Origin of the sequence: Methylococcus mesophilus (assembly GCF_026247885.1) — a bacterium.
Lineage (GTDB): Bacteria > Pseudomonadota > Gammaproteobacteria > Methylococcales > Methylococcaceae > Methylococcus > Methylococcus mesophilus.
This window is the reverse complement of record NZ_CP110921.1, coordinates 3,444,139-3,461,463: the sequence shown is the minus strand read 5'-3', so window position 1 is coordinate 3,461,463 and position 17,325 is coordinate 3,444,139. Positions and strand designations below refer to the sequence as shown.

General features: G+C 65.2%; 13 protein-coding genes. 11 read left to right on the top strand and 2 right to left on the bottom strand.

Features of this window, described 5'->3' with window-relative positions; all coding sequences use genetic code 11:
- The first annotated feature begins 42 nt into the window (after positions 1-42).
- The 3 genes from OOT43_RS16405 to OOT43_RS16395 all read left to right on the top strand — a co-directional run bounded on the left by OOT43_RS16405 (position 43) and on the right by OOT43_RS16395 (position 5,185).
- A complete protein-coding gene (locus OOT43_RS16405) occupies positions 43-1,626 on the top strand; it encodes an adenylate/guanylate cyclase domain-containing protein (protein ID WP_266021719.1) in 1,584 nt (527 codons plus the stop codon).
- 53 nt (positions 1,627-1,679) lie between these two features.
- Positions 1,680-2,999, top strand: coding sequence for an adenylate/guanylate cyclase domain-containing protein (locus OOT43_RS16400; protein ID WP_266021717.1), 1,320 nt, complete (start codon positions 1,680-1,682; stop codon positions 2,997-2,999).
- 104 nt (positions 3,000-3,103) lie between these two features.
- Positions 3,104-5,185 (top strand): AarF/UbiB family protein, encoded by a 2,082-nt coding sequence (locus OOT43_RS16395; RefSeq protein WP_266021716.1) that lies wholly within the window; start codon positions 3,104-3,106, stop codon positions 5,183-5,185.
- A 53-nt stretch (positions 5,186-5,238) separates the two neighbouring features.
- Here the strand turns inward: OOT43_RS16395 and OOT43_RS16390 are convergent, their stop codons facing one another.
- Complete coding sequence (locus OOT43_RS16390; protein WP_266021715.1) at positions 5,239-5,397, bottom strand: hypothetical protein; 159 nt, start codon at positions 5,395-5,397, stop codon at positions 5,239-5,241.
- Between the two features lie 54 nt (positions 5,398-5,451).
- Positions 5,452-5,940, bottom strand: a complete 489-nt coding sequence (locus tag OOT43_RS16385) for a hypothetical protein (RefSeq protein WP_266021714.1) — start codon at positions 5,938-5,940, stop codon at positions 5,452-5,454.
- A 359-nt stretch (positions 5,941-6,299) separates the two neighbouring features.
- Here OOT43_RS16385 and OOT43_RS16380 point away from each other — a divergent pair, with 359 nt between their 5' ends.
- The 8 genes from OOT43_RS16380 to OOT43_RS16345 all read left to right on the top strand — a co-directional run bounded on the left by OOT43_RS16380 (position 6,300) and on the right by OOT43_RS16345 (position 17,292).
- Positions 6,300-7,574, top strand: a complete 1,275-nt coding sequence (locus OOT43_RS16380) for a nitrate/nitrite transporter (protein ID WP_266021713.1) — start codon at positions 6,300-6,302, stop codon at positions 7,572-7,574.
- Positions 7,575-7,599: 25 nt separating this feature from the next.
- A complete protein-coding gene (locus OOT43_RS16375) occupies positions 7,600-9,387 on the top strand; it encodes a bifunctional protein-serine/threonine kinase/phosphatase (RefSeq protein WP_266021712.1) in 1,788 nt (595 codons plus the stop codon).
- Complete coding sequence (nirB, locus tag OOT43_RS16370) at positions 9,384-11,846, top strand: nitrite reductase large subunit NirB (protein ID WP_266021710.1); 2,463 nt, start codon at positions 9,384-9,386, stop codon at positions 11,844-11,846. The genes OOT43_RS16375 and nirB overlap by 4 nt, the downstream gene beginning before the upstream one ends.
- A 10-nt stretch (positions 11,847-11,856) precedes the next feature.
- Positions 11,857-12,186 (top strand): nitrite reductase small subunit NirD, encoded by a 330-nt coding sequence (gene nirD / locus OOT43_RS16365; RefSeq protein WP_266021709.1) that lies wholly within the window; start codon positions 11,857-11,859, stop codon positions 12,184-12,186.
- A gap of 1 nt (position 12,187) precedes the next feature.
- On the top strand, positions 12,188-14,836 hold the full coding sequence (locus OOT43_RS16360) for a nitrate reductase (RefSeq protein WP_266021708.1): 2,649 nt from the start codon (positions 12,188-12,190) through the stop codon (positions 14,834-14,836).
- A gap of 39 nt (positions 14,837-14,875) precedes the next feature.
- On the top strand, positions 14,876-16,180 hold the full coding sequence (locus OOT43_RS16355; protein ID WP_266021707.1) for a CmpA/NrtA family ABC transporter substrate-binding protein: 1,305 nt from the start codon (positions 14,876-14,878) through the stop codon (positions 16,178-16,180).
- On the top strand, positions 16,177-16,752 hold the full coding sequence (locus tag OOT43_RS16350; RefSeq protein ID WP_266021706.1) for an ANTAR domain-containing response regulator: 576 nt from the start codon (positions 16,177-16,179) through the stop codon (positions 16,750-16,752). Before OOT43_RS16355 ends, OOT43_RS16350 begins: the two co-directional genes overlap by 4 nt.
- 84 nt (positions 16,753-16,836) lie before the next feature.
- Entirely contained in the window at positions 16,837-17,292 is a 456-nt protein-coding gene (locus tag OOT43_RS16345) for a hypothetical protein (RefSeq protein WP_266021705.1), read from the top strand.
- Positions 17,293-17,325 lie beyond the last annotated feature (33 nt).

Here is a 17,325-nt window from a genome sequence, read left to right as displayed (position 1 = left end):
GGACCCCACGGACTCGACGCCGATTCATCGGCCGCCAGCGCCATGACCGGCACGACGGCGGCGTCTCCCGACAACCGGGGGAAACTGGGCCTGGCGAAAATCCGCCATGGCCTGCGGACACCCATCAACCATATCATCGGCTATGCCGAAATCCTCCGGGAGGAAACCGCCGACAGCCTGCCCGCGGCTTTCGTCACGGACCTGGAAAAGATCCACAGCAGCGGCTACATCCTGCTGGCGCTGATCAACCGGCATCTGGGCGAGGACTGCACGCCCAACGCGGAACCCGATCTCCACGCCCTCAGCCACGAGCTTCGCACTCCGGTCAATCACATCATCGGCTATGGCGAACTGCTGACCGAACAGTGCGACGAGCTGGGCCAGCCGGAGCTCAAACCCGACCTCGCCAGGATCGTTTCCGCCGCCCGCACCTGGCTGGAGATGATGGAGGAACATTTCGGCAAGCGCTCGAATCCGCCTCCCGAACCACCCTCGAACCCACCGCCTCCGGCCGCGAATTCCCCGCGCCTGCGGGAACACTGGGTCAGCATCCCTCCCACCGAAGCCCCCTTCCGTAACCTTTGCACCGGTCATCTGTTGCTGGCGGACGACGACGAACCCAATCGCGACCTGCTGCGCAGAAGGCTGGAAAAGCTGGGCTACCGCATCACGACGTGCGGGGACGGCCTGGAAGCGCTGGCACTGGTCCGCGACACCCTGCCGGACCTGGTGCTGCTGGACATGCTCATGCCCGAACTCAACGGCGACGAAGTCCTGGTCCGCATCAAATCCGACGAGGCCCTGAGCCACGTGCCGGTCATCATGATCTCGGCGCTGGACCAGGTGGAGGGCATCGCCCATTGCATCGAGCTCGGTGCGGAAGACTACCTCGCCAAGCCCTTCAATCCGATCGTCCTGCGCGCGCGCATCGGCGCCGTGCTGGAGAAAAAGCGGCTGCGCGACCTCGAGCAGGTCTACCTGAAGCAGATCGACGGGGAACGGGCGCGTTCCGACCGGCTGCTGCTGAACATCCTCCCTCAGCCCATCGCCGACCGCCTGAAAAAGGGCGAAGGCCATATCGTGAACACCTTCGACGAGGTCACGGTGATGTTCGCGGACCTGGCGGGTTTCACCGCCTTGTCCACGGCGATGCCGCCCACCCAGCTGGTGCGTCTCCTCGACCGGATTTTTTCCGCCTTCGACGAACTGGCGGACCGGCACGGGCTGGAGAAGATCAAGACCATCGGCGACGCCTACATGGCCGCGGCCGGGCTGCCGTTCCCGCACCAGGACCACGCGGCCGCCGCCGCCCGCATGGCGCAGGACATGCACCGGACCATCGACCGGATCAGCGCCCAGTGCCCGGCAGAGCTGAAAATGCGGATCGGCATCTGCACCGGCCCCGTCATCGCCGGCACGATCGGGCAGAAGAAGTTCATCTACGACCTCTGGGGCGATACGGTCAACACGGCGAGCCGCATGGAGTCGCACGGCCTGCCCGGCCGTACGCAGGTCGCCGCCAGCACCTACGGACTGCTCCGCGGCCGTTTCGAGTTCGAAGAACGCGGCACCATCGACATCCGGGGTAAAGGCCCGATGAAGGCTTATCTCCTTGGCTCAGCATGAAGAACGCCTTCTTTCAGCCTATCGGCCGATGCCCCAAAGACGAGTGAACCCGTATGCCTAAGGTCACGTATTTTCATGAAATCACTTTCGAGGACATCCCGGAAGGACAGACCTTGCTCGATGTTTCGATCCATCACAGGATTCCCCATCTTCACCAGTGCGGCGGCCAGGCGCGCTGCACCACCTGCCGCATCCAAATTCTCGACGGACTTTCCCATGTCTCACCGCGAAGCCCTCTGGAAGAGAAAGTGGCGTCCGAACGCGGCTGGGACGAATTCACCCGGCTGGCCTGTCAGACCCATGTGCACGGGGACGTGGTCGTTCGCCGGCTGCTCGACAACTCCCAGGACATCATCGTGCTCGACCTGGAAGAACTTCACGGGGGAAGCGCCGGCGAAGGGAAGGAGCTCGATTTGGCCGTGCTTTTCTCCGACATTCGGGACTTTACGACCCACAGCGAACAAAACCTGCCCTACGACATCGTGCACATGCTGAACCGCTATTTCACCGCGGCGGCCGAGCCGGTGCTCAACAACAACGGCTTCATCGACAAGTACATCGGGGACGGCATCCTGGCGGCGTTCGGCACCCGCGACGAATCCCCGGAAACCGCCTGCCGGAATGCGGTCCGCGCAGCGCTCGGAATGCTGGAGGCCGCACGCCGGCTTGCCCCGACGCTCGAACAGCAATTCCATGTTCCCTTGCATATCGGCATCGGCATCCATTTCGGAACCGCCATCCTGGGCCGCATCGGCCACCCCGGCAAGCGGCAGATCACCGTGATCGGCGATACGGTCAACACGGCGAGCCGGATCGAGAGCATGACCAAAGAGTTCGCGACCCCGATCCTGCTCAGCGACAGCGTAGTCAGCCAGCTCCCCGGAGCGCTCCAACTCGATCCGCCGTTCGCGGTTCCACTCAAAGGCAAAACCGCGCCCATGCAGCTCTACCCCTGCCGGGGTTTCACCGTTCCCGACACGATCTTCCTGGTGCAGTCGTCCTTCGACAACCTCGTGCCGCGCGCCGCCGCATTCGGCGAACGCTTCTACGCCAACCTCTTCGATACTTACCCGGAACTGCGGCCGCTGTTCCGCAGCGACCTCACGGCACAGAGCAAAATGCTCATGTCGATCCTGAGTTCCGCCGTGAAAGGGTTGAACCGAATGCCAGAGATCGTCGGCGGCCTGCGCGCGCTCGGAAAGCGCCACCAGGAATACGGCGTCAGCCGTATCGATTACGACAAGGTGTCCCGCGTGCTGATCAGAACCCTGGAAGAATTCCTCGCCGAGGAATTCACGCCGGAAGTCCAGCATGCCTGGAGAACCGTATACGGCATGATCGCGGAAACGATGATCGAAGCCGCTGAAAACTGAAGCGAATCGACGGCGTCGGTGTAACCGTCCGGCCTCCGGAACCGGAGGATCTCAAGCAAAAGAATGCCGCGAACACATCCACCCAGAGCAGCCGAGAAGAGCAGATGAAAAGCCCAGCGGAACAGACCGAAACCCAGCGCGTCATGGTCGGGACCGACAGGTCCGAAACGGCAGATCAGGCGGTCCGATGGGCCGCATCGTTCGCCGAACGGTACGGCGCCGAGCTCGTCGTGGCGCAGGTGATTTCGCCCAGGAATCCGGCGTCCACGGAATACGGCGCCGCCGAACGAACCCAGGCCGCTCTGGCGGGCGAGGAACTCGCCGCCTACGCCCGCCAGCTCGCCGGTGCGCGCGGCCACGGACGGGTCCTCATCGACCCCGATCCCGCCGCGGCGATCGTCCGCGCGGCCGAGCAGGAGAAAATCGACGTGCTGGTCGTCGGAAACCTGGGCATGGCGGGTCGGAAGGAGTTCCTGCTGGGCAACGTCCCGAACCGCATCAGCCACAACGCCCGCTGCACCGTGGTGATCGTGAATACCATGCCGGCGAGCGACCGGGCCTCCAAGCCCGCGCAGATCTTCGTCCGTGGCGGCGAGCCGGCGCCGACCGAGCCTCGGCTGATGGCACGGGGCGGCCAGATCGCGGCGGTAATGGCAAAGCACGGATTGAAGGAGCTGTTCGGACGTCCGGATGAGGAAGGATCGACCGGCCGGCGGCGGCAGGCCAAACGGCTGCGTTCGGCGCTGGAAGAGCTCGGCCCCACCTTTTCCAAGCTCGGCCAGATATTGTCGACTCGGCCCGACCTGCTGCCCGGCGAGTACATCGAGGAACTGGAGAAGCTGCAGGACCACGTGCCGCCGCTGACCGAGCGGGAAGTCGTCGGCGTCTTCGAGCGGGAACTCGGCGTGCCCTGGGAGGACGTGTTCGAGTCGATCGAGCCGAAACCGCTGGCCGCCGGCACCATCGCCCAGGTTCACCGCGCCACGCTGGTGGGGGGAAGCCGGATCGTGGTCAAGGCGCAGCGGCCCAACGCCCGGGAAGAGATCGAACAGGATCTCGCCCTGCTGGAGGTGTTCGCCGAAAAGGTCGGAGAGCGTCCGGCCCTGAAAAAAGTCATCGACATGGAAGCGGTGTTCAAGCACCTCTCCTCATCGCTGCACCGCGAACTCGACTTCCGGCAGGAGGCCGAGAATATCGCTCGGATGCGGGAGGTCCTCATGGGCTACGACCGTCTCAGCGTCCCCGCGATCTATAACGACTTGTCCACCACGCGCATCCTGGTGATGGAAGAAGTCCAGGGCGTGCCGGTGGTGGAAGCGCCGGAAGGCCCCGAGCGGTCGAAGGCCGCCCGGCAACTGCTGGAAAGCTATTACAAGCAGATTCTCGTCGACGGCTTCTTCCACGCCGACCCGCACCCCGGCAATCTGAAGTGGTGGAACGAGCGCATCTATTTCCTCGATTTCGGAATGGTCGGCGACGTCGGCCCCGAGATCCGCGAAAACCTCATGCTGCTGCTGATGGCGTTCTGGCAGGGTGATGCCGTATTCCTCAGCGAAGTCGCGCTGATGCTGGCCGGCGCCACCGACCGAAGCGATCTGGACATTGCCCGCTTCCAGGCCGAAATCGGCGAGCTGATGGCGAAATACCGGACGGCGGCGCTGGCGGACATGCAGATCGGCGTGATTCTCCAGGAAATGTGTGAGATCGCGCTGCGTTACGAGGTCCCCATGCCGGCTTCACTGACGCTGATCGGCAAGGCGCTGGCCCAGGTCCAGATGGCCACGGCGCGGCTGGACCCCACGCTTGATCCTTTCGACATCGCCGGCCATTTCCTGCTGCGGTCGATGTTCAAGGGCATGCGGTCCCGCCTCGATCCCAAGGCTCTGCTTTACCAATCCCAGAAGCTGCAGGTGCGGGCCACACGGGTGATCGACGCGCTGGAACGGCTGGTCGGCGCCCGGCCGGGACCCAAGCTCGAGGTGAAATTCCGCGCCAACACGCTCGAGGACGCCGTGCGCCAAACCGGCCACCGCGTGGCCTTGGGGCTGACGGCCGCCGCCAGCGTGCTTGCCGCCGGACTCACGGCCGGCTCGGCGGCGGTCGCGGAATGGATCCCTGCGGGCTTTGGCGTCAGCGGCGCTGTGCTGACCCTCGGTTTGATCGCCGATGCGATGCGCCGGCACTGAGTCCCGAGGGGGCGATCAGGATACATAGGATCGGTTTGGCCAAACCGGCCGGTTCAAAGTTCTGATGCGTTGCGGGACGGGCTCTTGGCACCGCCGCTGCGGATCGAACGCAGGATGGATTTCTCGAGACCATAGGCCATGATGGCCATGACCAACCCGACCAGCCGGCGCTCCAGCCGCTGAAATAAAGACCTCCGAGATCGACCGTTCATGCCTTCTCCCCCGCCCGATGGGCAAACCCGAGGCGCCGCCCAAACGGCGAATCCTCAGGGAATGTCAAACTCCCGCTCATCCGCCAGCGTGCCGGACCCTTGAAAGAAGTCCGGACCGAGTTCGGAAACCGGAGCGCCCTTGCAGCGGAAATTCGCGATGAGCTTGCCGCCCTTGTCGACGACGACGCCGTCCTTTTTCCAGCCCTTGCCGCTGCCGGTATAAACCGCGTAGTTGTACTCGCCCTTGCTGAAGCGCAGAAAGGCGCCGCCGCCACCGGAATACATCAGGGTTTCTCCTTTGACGGCGGTCGCCGGATGGGCGGCCGGATCGGGCAACTTGATTTCCGGATGGCCTTCCGGGCCGAACCGGTACTGGATGGAACCCGCCGTCGGCGACAACTCCTTCGACGCGCAAACCGACACGATCTTCTCGCCCACACTGCAGGAGAACACCGTTTTCTCCTCGGCAGTACAGTGGCTGGCCGCTGCGTGTGACACAGCCGGAACCAGGCCGAGCGCCAACAAACCCGCAATTCTTTTCATTTGACCCCCCTTACGAGCCGGAAAGCCGATCTTACTCCAAAACCGCAGCGTCCTTCCTCTGCCTCATTTCGAGGCGCAGTGTTCCACAATTGCGCCTAAATCTTTCGAAGGCATCTCGCCATTGCTATTCATATAATTTATATGTTTCATATTATCCATAATTTAAACACTGCTTCCTGCGGCTGGCACACGTAATGCTTCTCTCGTATTGAAACCTGCGCCAACGGCGGCGCGGCACCAGGACAAAGGCGTCTTGGGCTTTTGCGGAATACCTTCCGCGAAGCCTAAGACGCTTTTTTTTTTGCTTCACGACCAACCCCGATGCGGCACCGCAAGGCCCAAAACCCGGAGCAACAGTCATGAACTTAAAAGAATTCAAGCAGGCCGGACATTGGCCGACCCTGCTTTCCGCGTTTCTCTATTTCGACGTGTCCTTCATGGTCTGGGTGATGCTCGGACCGCTTTCCCTCTATATCACCAAGGACTTGGCGTTGCCGCTCGAGGAGAAGTTCACCATCGTCGCCATACCCATCCTCTCCGGCGCGGTGTTCCGCATCATCCTGGGTTCCATGGCCGACCATATCGGCCCCAAGCTGACCGGCATCCTGGCCCAGTTGCTGGTGATCCTGGGCCTCGCCTATGTATTCGTGTTCGGCCTGCACTCCAAGCTGGAAGTCGAAGTCCTGGGCCTGCTGCTGGGCGTGGCGGGCGCCAGCTTCGCCGTGGCTCTGCCGCAGGCCAGCCGCTGGTATCCGCCCAAGTTCCAGGGCGTGGTGATGGGCATCGCCGGCGCCGGCAACATGGGCGTGGTACTGGATTCCATGATCGTACCCTGGCTGGCCGAGAAGTTCGGCTGGCAGGCGGTGTTCGGCTTCCTGCTCATTCCCTTGGTGATCGTCCTGATCGTCTACGCTGTGCTGGTGAAGGATGCCCCGGACAAGCGCACGCCGGTCACCCTGGCGAACTATGCCGCAGTAATGAAAGACCCGGACGCCTGGTGGTTCATGTTCTTCTATTCCATCACCTTCGGAGGCTTCGTCGGTCTCGGCAACGCCCTGCCGCTGTACTTCACCAACTGGTATCACGTCTCCGGCATCGCGGCCGGCATGATGGTCGCCATCGTGGTGTTCGCCGGCTCGATGTTCCGCCCGGTCGGCGGCTACCTGGCCGACCGCATCGGCGGCATCCGCGCCCTCCAGGTCCTGTTCGTGGTGGTGTCCCTGTCCTATCTGGCGATCTCGTTCATGCCGGAAGGCCCGGTGCCGCAAGCGCTGGGCAACGCCAAGGTGGCCGGCTGGGGCCTGTGGGAACTGCCGGCGGAAGGCTGGGGTGCGGTCGCCATCTTCTTCGCCGGCACCCTGGCCTTAGGGATGGGCAACGGTTCGGTGTTCCAGCTGGTGCCGCTGCGCTTCCGCAAGGAAATCGGGGTGGTCACCGGCCTGGTAGGTTGCGCCGGCGGCGTGGGCGGCTTCTTCCTGGCGAAGACCCTGGGGCTGTCGTGGGAAATACAGCACGGCTTTGCGCTCGGGTTCAGCGTGTTCGCCGTACTCCCGCTGCTCGGCCTGGGCGGGCTGGTGATGGTGAGGAAACGCTGGCGCACGACCTGGGGCGCGGTTTCCGGGGCACAGGTCTGACCGCGATCCGGCTCCCGACAGCGCCATGACCGTTCCCGGCCAACCCGTCCTCCGCGCCGCCTTCGTCTCCCTGCAGGGGCGGCGCGAAGACAACCAGGACTTTGCCGGCGTCGCCGAGCCGCCGCCGCGGGATGCCGCTGCGCGCGGCTTCGTGGCAGCGGTGGCCGACGGCATCGGCGGCGCCCGTGGCGGCCGGGTCGCGGCGGAAGTGTCGGTGCGCGGCTTCATGGAAGCCTACTACGGCCTGTCCGAAACCTTAGCCATGGAACAGCTGCTGGACCGTTGCCTGGGCTCGGTCAACCGCTGGGTGCATGCCGTGGGCCGGCGCGATCCCGAGCTGGCGCACATGGGCACCACCTTCAGCGGATTGATCTTCCGCGGCCGCCGCGCCTATCTGGTGCATGTGGGCGATTCCCGGATTTACCGCCTGCGCGGCGACGAACCCGAGCTGCTGACCTCGGATCACACCCTGAGCGGGCCGGGGCTGGATCATGTGCTGTACCGCGCAGTCGGACTCGATCCCGGCCTCCGGATCGATTACGGCGTGTACCCGCTGGAACCGCACGACCGCTTTCTGCTCTGCAGCGACGGCCTGCACGGCAGCCTCGAACAGGAACAGATCAGGGAGATCCTGCAGGAACGGGCCACCCCCGAAACCACGGCCGAGGCGCTGGCGCTCCGGGCATTCGAGCAGGGCAGCCAGGACAACATCACCGCCCTGGTGGTGGACGTCATCGCCCTCCCGCCCGCGGAGAAGCAGTCGCTGCGCCTCGCCATCGAATCCCTGCCGCTGCTGGATCTGCCGGAGGTGGGCAACGAGGTGGACGGTTTCAGGCTGGAACGCCTGCTGTCCTCGGGGCGCTACAGCGCGCTGTTCCTCGCGGCCGACACTCTGGGCCAGGACAAGCCGGTGGTGGTGAAGTTTCCGCATCCTCGCGTCGCCAGCGAACGGGAATACTACGACGCCTTCGTGCGCGAAGCCTGGATCGGCGCCCGGGTGAAAAGCCCCTGGGTCGGCGAGATCCTCGAGCAGACTCCCGGACGCCAGAGCCGGCTCTATTCGGTCATGCCTTTCTATCCCGGCGCCTCCCTGGAGCACGAGCTGGCGCGCCGGCCACGCGTCAGCCTGGAAGCCGGCATCGATCTCGCCTTGAAACTGTGCAAGGCGGTGCATGCGCTGCACCGCCAGCAGATCGTCCACCGCGACATCAAGCCGGACAACGTCCTGCTGGAGCCGGAAGGCGGCCTCAAGCTGCTGGACCTCGGCATCGCCCGGCTGCCGGCCTGGGATGTGGATCGGGCCGATCCCATCCCGGGCACCCCCAGCTACATGGCGCCGGAAATGTTCCAGGGCGAACGCGGCAGCATCGCCGCCGACGTGTTCGCGCTCGGCGTGACCCTGTACCGGATGTTCGCCGGCGGCGCCTACCCCTATGGCGAGATCGAGCCGTTCTGCACGCCGCGTTTCGGCAGCCCGAAACCGCTGACCGCCCACCGCCCGGACCTCCCGGCTTGGCTGGACGCGGTGCTGGCCCGCGCCATCGCGGCCGATCCGGAGCTGCGCCCGGCCGATGCCGTGGAACTGGCTTACGAACTGGAGGCCGGACTGGAAAAAGGCGGGGGCAGGCGCATTCCCCGCCGGCCCCTGCCGCTGTACGAGCGCAATCCCCTGCTGTTCTGGAAGGCCGTCGCGGCGCTGCTGCTGGCCCTCCTGGCCGTGGCCGGCCTGCGCCTGTCGCTGCCCTCCTACCCGCCTTCGGAAGCGGCATCCCGAAACAACCCCTTGATTCACAATAATGGAGACTCGCTATGAGCAAGCCCAAACTCGTCCTCATCGGCAACGGCATGGCCGGTGTCCGCACACTGGAGGAGCTGCTGAAGCTGGCGCCCGGCAAGTACGACATCACCGTGTTCGGCGCCGAACCCCATCCCAACTACAACCGCATCCTGCTCTCGCCGGTGCTTGCCGGCGAGAAGAAACTGGACGACATCATCCTCAACGACGACGCGTGGTATGCCGAGCACGGCATCACCCTGCACAAGGGCAAAAAAGTCGTCGCCATCGACCGCGTCTGCCGCAAGGTCCGCACCGAAGACGGGACTGAAGCCGGCTACGATCGCCTGCTGCTGGCGACCGGCTCGGCGCCCTTCATCCTGCCGGTGCCGGGCAAGGACCTGGAAGGCGTGGTCGGCTTCCGCGACATCCGCGACGTCGAGCTGATGCTGGAAGCCTCGGAAAAGCACCGTCACGCCGTCGTCATCGGCGGCGGCCTGCTGGGGCTCGAAGCCGCCAACGGCCTCAAGAAGCGCGGCATGAACGTCACCGTGGTGCACCTGCTCGACACCCTGATGGAGCGGCAGCTCGACAAACCGGCCGCGGCACTGCTGCAACGGGCCCTGGAAGACAGCGGCCTGGACTTCAAGCTGGAAGCCCAGACCGAGGCGCTGCTGGGCGAAGGCCGGGTCCGCGCGGTCCGCTTCAAAGACGGTTCGGAAATCCCTGCCGATCTGGTGGTCATGGCGGTGGGCATCCGCCCCAACGTCGGGCTGGCCAAGGCATCCGGCATCCATTGCGAACGCGGCATCCTGGTCAGCGACACGATGCAGACTTTCGACCCCCAGGTCTACGCGGTCGGCGAATGCGTGCAGCACCGCGGCGAGCTGTTCGGCCTAGTCGCACCGCTGTTCGAGCAGGCCAAGGTCTGCGCCAACCATCTGGCGGAATTCGGCATCGCCCGCTACCAAGGATCGGTCACCTCGACCAAGCTCAAGGTCACCGGCATCGACCTCTTCTCCGCCGGGGAATACCAGGGCGGCGCCGGCTGCGAGGAACTGCTGCTCCAGGATCCCTCGCGCGGCGTCTACAAGAAGCTGGTGGTCCGCGACAACAAGGTCGCGGGCGCAGTGCTCTACGGCGATACCGTGGACGGCGCCTGGTATTTCCAGATGATGCGGGACGGAACCGACATCTCCGCCTTCCGCGAGAACATCCTGTTCGGCCAGGCCCACATGGGCGATTCCGGCCACGGTGCCGAAAGCCATGCCGCCCGGCTGCCGGAAGACGCAGAAGTCTGCGGCTGCAACGGCGTCTGCAAGAAAGCCATCGTCGATGCCATCGTCCAGAAGAAGCTGTTCACGCTGGACGAAGTGCGCGCCCACACCAAGGCCTCGGCCTCCTGCGGTTCCTGCACCGGTCTGGTCGAACAGATCCTGCAGAGCACCCTGGGCAGCGATTACTCGGTCAGTCCCGCCAAAAAGCCTCTGTGTCGGTGCACGGACCTCACCCACGAGGAGGTGCGGGAAGCCGTCCGTACCCAGGTTTTGAAAACCATTCCGGAACTCATGGGTTCGCTGGGCTGGCGAACGCCGGACGGCTGCCATTCCTGCCGCCCGGCGCTCAATTACTACCTGCTGTGCCAGTGGCCGGACGAGTACCGGGACGACCCGCAATCCCGCTTCATCAACGAGCGGGTTCATGCCAACATCCAGAAGGACGGCACCTATTCCGTGGTTCCCCGGATCTGGGGCGGCGTGACCAATCCGCGCGAACTGCGGGCCATCGCCGACGTGGCGGAAAAATTCCGGGTCCCCTGCGTCAAGATCACCGGCGGCCAGCGCATCGACCTCCTGGGCGTGCCCAAGGCGCAGCTGCCAGCCATGTGGGCGGAGCTGGGCAAACACGGCCTCATGTCCGGCCATGCTTACGGCAAGTCGCTGCGGACGGTGAAGACCTGTGTCGGCAAGGAATGGTGCCGCTTCGGCACGCAGGATTCGACCACCCTGGGCATCGAGCTGGAGAAGATGACCTGGGGCTCGTGGACGCCGGCCAAGGTCAAGATGGCGGTGTCCGGCTGCCCGCGCAATTGCGCCGAAGCCACGATCAAGGATTTCGGGGTGGTGGCCGTGGATTCCGGCTGGGAACTGCACGTCGGCGGCAACGGCGGCGTGAAGGTGCGCGCCACCGACTTTCTTTGCAAGGTGCAGGCGGATGAGGAAGTCATGGAATACGCCGCGGCCTACATGCAGCTCTACCGCGAGGAGGCCCGCTACCTGGAACGCACCGCGCACTGGATCGAACGGGTCGGACTGCCGTACGTGCAGAGCCGCATCGTCGACGATGCCGCTGGCCGCAGGGCGCTCTGCGCGCGCTTCCTGGAATCGCAGCGCAAGGCGCAGATCGATCCCTGGGCCGAGCGCGCACAGGGAGCGGAAAAACACGAGTTCGAACCGTTGACGCCCGCGGAGCGGAAAGCGAATGCCTGCATCGCCTGAGGAAAACGCCATGAGCCACTGGACCCCCATCGCCCGCCTGGAAGACATTCCGCGCCAGGGCACCCGCGTCGTCGCGACGCCGGAAGGCGCTGTCGCCGTCTTCCGCACCGTCGACGACCGGGTCTTCGCCCTGCTCGACCGCTGTCCGCATAAGGGTGGACCGCTGTCCCAGGGCATCGTGCACGGCGCGCGCATCGCCTGCCCATTGCACAACTGGGTGATCGAGCTGGATTCGGGCCAGGCGGTCGCGCCGGACGAAGGCTGTGTCCGCCGTTTCGACGTGCGCCTTGAGGATGGCATGGTCGCCATCGCCCTGGCGGCCGGTCCAACCGGAAGCTGACATGAACCCACTGTCACGGCGGACCGTCCGCACCACCTGTCCCTACTGCGGCGTAGGCTGCGGCGTGCTGGCTACCGTCACGGATGCGGGCGTGGCGATAGAGGGCGATCCGGACCATCCGGCCAACTTCGGCCGCTTGTGCTCGAAAGGCTCCGCTCTGGGGGAAACCCTGTCGCTCGACACCCGTCTGCTGCATCCGGACATCGGCGGAATCCGGGCGGGCTGGGACGAAGCCCTGGACACGGTCGCCGGCCGGTTCCGCGAAACCATCGAGCGGCACGGCCCCGATTCGGTCGCTTTCTACGTGTCCGGCCAGTTGCTGACCGAGGACTACTACATCGCCAACAAGCTGATGAAGGGCTTCATCGGCTCGGCCAACATCGACACCAACTCCCGGCTGTGCATGTCCTCCACCGTCGCGGGCCACAAGCGCGCCTTCGGCGAGGACCTGGTGCCGGGCTGCTACGAGGACCTCGAACTGGCGGAACTCATGGTGCTCGTTGGCTCGAACATGGCCTGGTGCCATCCCGTGCTGTTCCAGCGCATCCTGGCGGCGCGGCGCGCCGACCCGAAGCGCCGCATCGTCTGCATCGACCCGCGCCGGACGGCGACCGCCGAGTCCGCCGACCTGCACTTAGCGATCCGGCCGGGCAGCGACGTGCTGCTGTTCAACGGGCTGCTGCACTATTTGCGGCACAACGACCGCCTCGACTTCGACTTCATCGAACGGCATACCGAAGGCTACGCGACAGCATTGGGCACGGCGAGGGAAACCGCACCCGCCCTTCCGGCCGTGGCCGCCGGCTGCGGGCTTGCGGAATGCGAGGTGGCGCAGTTCTACCGGCTGTTCGCCGCGACCGAACGGACGGTGACCCTGTGGTCGCAGGGCGTCAACCAGTCGACCAGCGGCACCGACAAGGTCAACGCCATCGTCAACGCCCATCTCGCCACCGGTCGCATCGGCAAGCCGGGGGCCGGGCCCTTCTCGCTGACCGGCCAGCCCAACGCCATGGGCGGCCGCGAAGTCGGCGGACTGGCCAACCAGCTCGCCGCCCATCTCGACTTCGACGACCCCCGCCACCGCCGGCAAGTACAGGAATTCTGGCGCTCCCCCCGCATCGCCGACCGGCCCGGCTACCTGGCCGTCGACCTGTTCCGGGCCATCGGCGAAGGCAAAATACGCGCGGTCTGGATCATGGCCACCAACCCCGTAGTAAGCCTGCCCGACCTCAACGCTGTGCGCCGAGCCTTGAGCTCATGCCCTTTCGTCGTGGTCTCCGACTGCGAGCGCGACACCGATCTGGCCCGCTTCGCCCATGTCCAGCTTCCCGCCTTGGCCTGGGGTGAGAAGGACGGAACCGTAACCAATTCGGAACGGCGCATCTCGCGCCAGCGCGCCTTTCTCGATACGCCCGGCGAGGCCCGGCCGGACTGGTGGATCATCGCCGAAGTGGCCAGACGCATGGGCTTCGAAGCGGGGTTCGGCTACCGGAGCCCGGCGGAAATCTTCGCCGAACATGCCGAACTCTCGAGTATCGCCGGCGCCGAAAAACGCCGCTTCGACCTGTCCGGGCTTCGGACCGCTTACGACGATTTGGCGCCGACCCAGTGGCCGGTCGACGCCGGGAATCCGCAAGGCACGCCACGGCTCGCCTTCGACGGCGGGAGCGGCAAGCTGAAATTCGTCGCCGTCCGGCCCCGCCTCCCGGTCAACGCGCCCGACGCCGAATATCCCCTGATCCTCAACACCGGCCGCATTCGCGACCAATGGCACACCATGACCCGGACCGGCAAGACCCCGCGCCTCACCGGGCACATTCCCGAGCCCTACGCCGAGATCCACCCCGCCGACGGCGAACGCCTGGAATTCGCCGACGGTGCCCTGGCCCGGCTCGAAAGCCGCTACGGCAGCGCCCTGGCCAGGGTCCGGTTCAGCGCCGGCCAGCGGCCGGGCACGGTGTTCGTCCCCATGCACTGGAGCGAGGGCAACAGCCGGCAGGGCTTGGCGAACGCCCTGGTCAATCCGGCGGTCGACCCGGTGTCCGGCGAACCGGAATTCAAACACACGCCGGTGCGGGTTGCGCCCTACAGGCCAACATGGTACGGATTCGCCATCGCCCCGCGGCGGCTCGAATTTCCCGATGCCAGCTACCGGGTCGTGGTTCCCTGCCGGAACTGCTGGCGCCACGAGCTGGCCGGCGAGACGGTCCCGGAGGACTGGCGCCAATGGGCGAGAGGACAGCTTGGCCTGGAAGGCGATTGCCGGGACGACTGGCTGGAATTCGCCGACCCGCGCGCCGGCCGCTACCGTTGCGCCTGGATCGTCCAGGGCCGGATCGAGTTCGCCCTGTTCGTCAGCTCCGGCCACGAGCTGCCGCCCCGCGACTGGCTAGCCGGCCTGTTCGGCCAAGATATTCTGTCCGATGCGGCGCGCGCCGGCCTGCTGGCGGGACGGCCGCTTTCCGCCGAAGACGATCGGGGCAGAATCGTCTGCGCCTGTTTCTCCGTCGGCGAAAAAACGCTCCGTCGCGCCATCGATGCAGAAGGCATGACTACTGAGGAACAGGTCGGAACCCGCCTGAAAGCCGGCACCAACTGCGGCTCCTGCGTGCCGGAAATCCGTACCCTCCTTGCGGAAGCACGGCGCTGACGGGCAGGATATCCGCGGATATCGCTTCGATCGAATCGTATGGACGACTCTCAAGAAACCGCCGCCGGCAATGGCATCGAGAAACCCCGGCTGACACTGGGCTTCATTCCGCTCACGGACTGTGCCCCTTTCGTCATCGCCCTGGAAAAGGGCTACTTCCGCCGACACGGTTTGGACGTCGCGCTGTCGCGCCAGCCGTCCTGGGCAGCCATCCGCGACAAGGTTGCGGCCGGCATGCTGGACGGTGCCCACATGCTGGCGCCCATGCCGATCGCCACCACCCTCGGCCTGGGCGGCGTACGCAAGGCCACCATCGCGCCGATGTCGCTCGATCTTAACGGCAATGCCGTGACGGTATCCAATGCCCTGTACCGGCGGCTTACGGCCGTGGCCGGTGAAGAACCGTCACAGCGGCCGGTCTCGGCCCGCAGCCTTCGGCGGTTGCTGGAACTGGACTCCGGCGGCGAAGCTGTACGGTTCGCTACGGTATTCCCCTTTTCCTCGCACAACTACCTGCTGCGCTACTGGCTGGCGGCCGCCGGCGTGGACCCGGACCGCAATGTCGGCATGACGGTCATTCCGCCGCCGCAGATGCCCCGCTGCCTGGCGGCGGGCGAGATTTCCGGCTACTGCGCGGGAGAACCCTGGAATGCCTATGCGGTGGCTCACGGTATAGGCCGGGTCCTGATCACCGATTACGAAATCTGGAATAACAGTCCCGAGAAGGTACTGGGCGTCAACCAGGACTGGGCCGAACGCCATCCCAATACCCTGCGGGCCCTCCTGATGGCCTTGCTGGAAGCCGCGCAATGGCTCGACCTGCCCGGGAACCGCATGGAAGCCGCCGCGCTCCTCGCGAGTCCCGACTATGTCGGCGTTCCGGCGGACATCCTCCAAATGTCCATGACGGGTTCGTTTCAATATGCGGCAGACGAAGCGGCCGTGTCCTTGCCCGACTTCAACGTATTCCACCGCTATGCCGCCACCTTCCCCTGGCGCTCCCACGCCCTGTGGTTCCTGACCCAGATGCTGCGCTGGGGGCAGATCGCCGAACCCGTCGACCTGCATGCGGTCGCGGAACAGGTGTACCGTCCCGACCTCTACCGGGACGCCGCGGCAGCCTTGGGCCTGCCCTGCCCGTCCGCAGACTACAAGTGCGAGGGCGTCCATGCCCGGCCCTGGACGCTGGATACCGGATGCATACCCGTGGCCTTGGGGCCGGACCTGTTTTTCGACGGGACCGCCTTCGACCCGGCCGATCCCATCGCCTATCTCGCCGGCTTCGAACTCCACCGCATGCGGGTGAAGCCTGACGATCTCGCACGCGCGGGGAACTCGCCGTGAGCCTGCGCATCATGCTGGTCGACGAGGACGACGACCGCAGCGCCGTCCTGCAGCAGGCGCTGGCCGAAGCCGGCTACCGCGTTGCGGCACGCTTGAGAAACGAGCAGAACCTTGCGCTCGCGGTCGGCGAACATAAGCCGGACATGGTGATCATCGATATGGAAGCCCCCGGCCGCGACACCCTGGAACAGATGCGCGAAGTGAGCCGGGACAATCCCAAGCCTATCGTGCTGTTTTCCAACAACCGCGACAGCGAATACATCCGCCAGGCAGTACAAGCGGGCGTCAGCGCCTATATCGTCGACGGACTGAGCCGGGAACGGATACTGCCCATCGTCGAGGTCGCGATGGCCCGCTTCAGCGAGTTCCAGGTGCTCCGGCGCGAACTCGAAGACACCCGCGCCCAGCTCGCCGACCGCAAGCTGGTGGAGAAGGCCAAGGGCCTGCTCATGAAGCACCGCGGCCTCAGCGAAGACGAGGCCTACCAGTCGCTGCGCAAGACCGCGATGGCACGGAACCAGCGCATCGCCGACGTCGCCCGCACTCTGCTGGCGCTGGAAAATTTTCTCTGACGCGCACGCCCGCTCGCGTGCCCGGCAGCCGGCTCCGGAACCGCCCCATGCTAAACTGCGGTTTCCGAATTCCCAGGCACGACCATGAGCGTAGCGCTAAGACTTTACGAACAACTGACCGAAGCGGGCGAGGACAAAACGCGCGCGAAATTGATCGCGGAAGCCTTCGAGCATCTGGAAGACCGCTATCCCCAGTTGAAGGACGTGGCGACCCAGGGACAGGTGCGCGAGACCGAATTGCGGCTGCAAAAAGAGATCAAGGAGGTCGAGTCACGATTGCAGATGGAGATCAAGCAAGTCGAGGCAAAGCTTCAGAAGGAGATCAAGGAAGTCGAGGCGAAACTGCAGAAGGAAATCAAGGAAGTCGAGGCAACTCTCCGGCTGGAGATCGAAAAGACCCGGCTGGAAATCCGCGAGGTGGAGGTACGATTGACACAAGCCAACCATCGCCAGACCCTCTGGGTAGTCGGTTCCGTCGGCGCCGTGGTAGGCCTGATCCGGCTGCTGGAATGGTTCCTCACCCACATGCCAAATCCCTAGCGCGGATGTCTCTCTGCGCTTCCGCTTCCACTC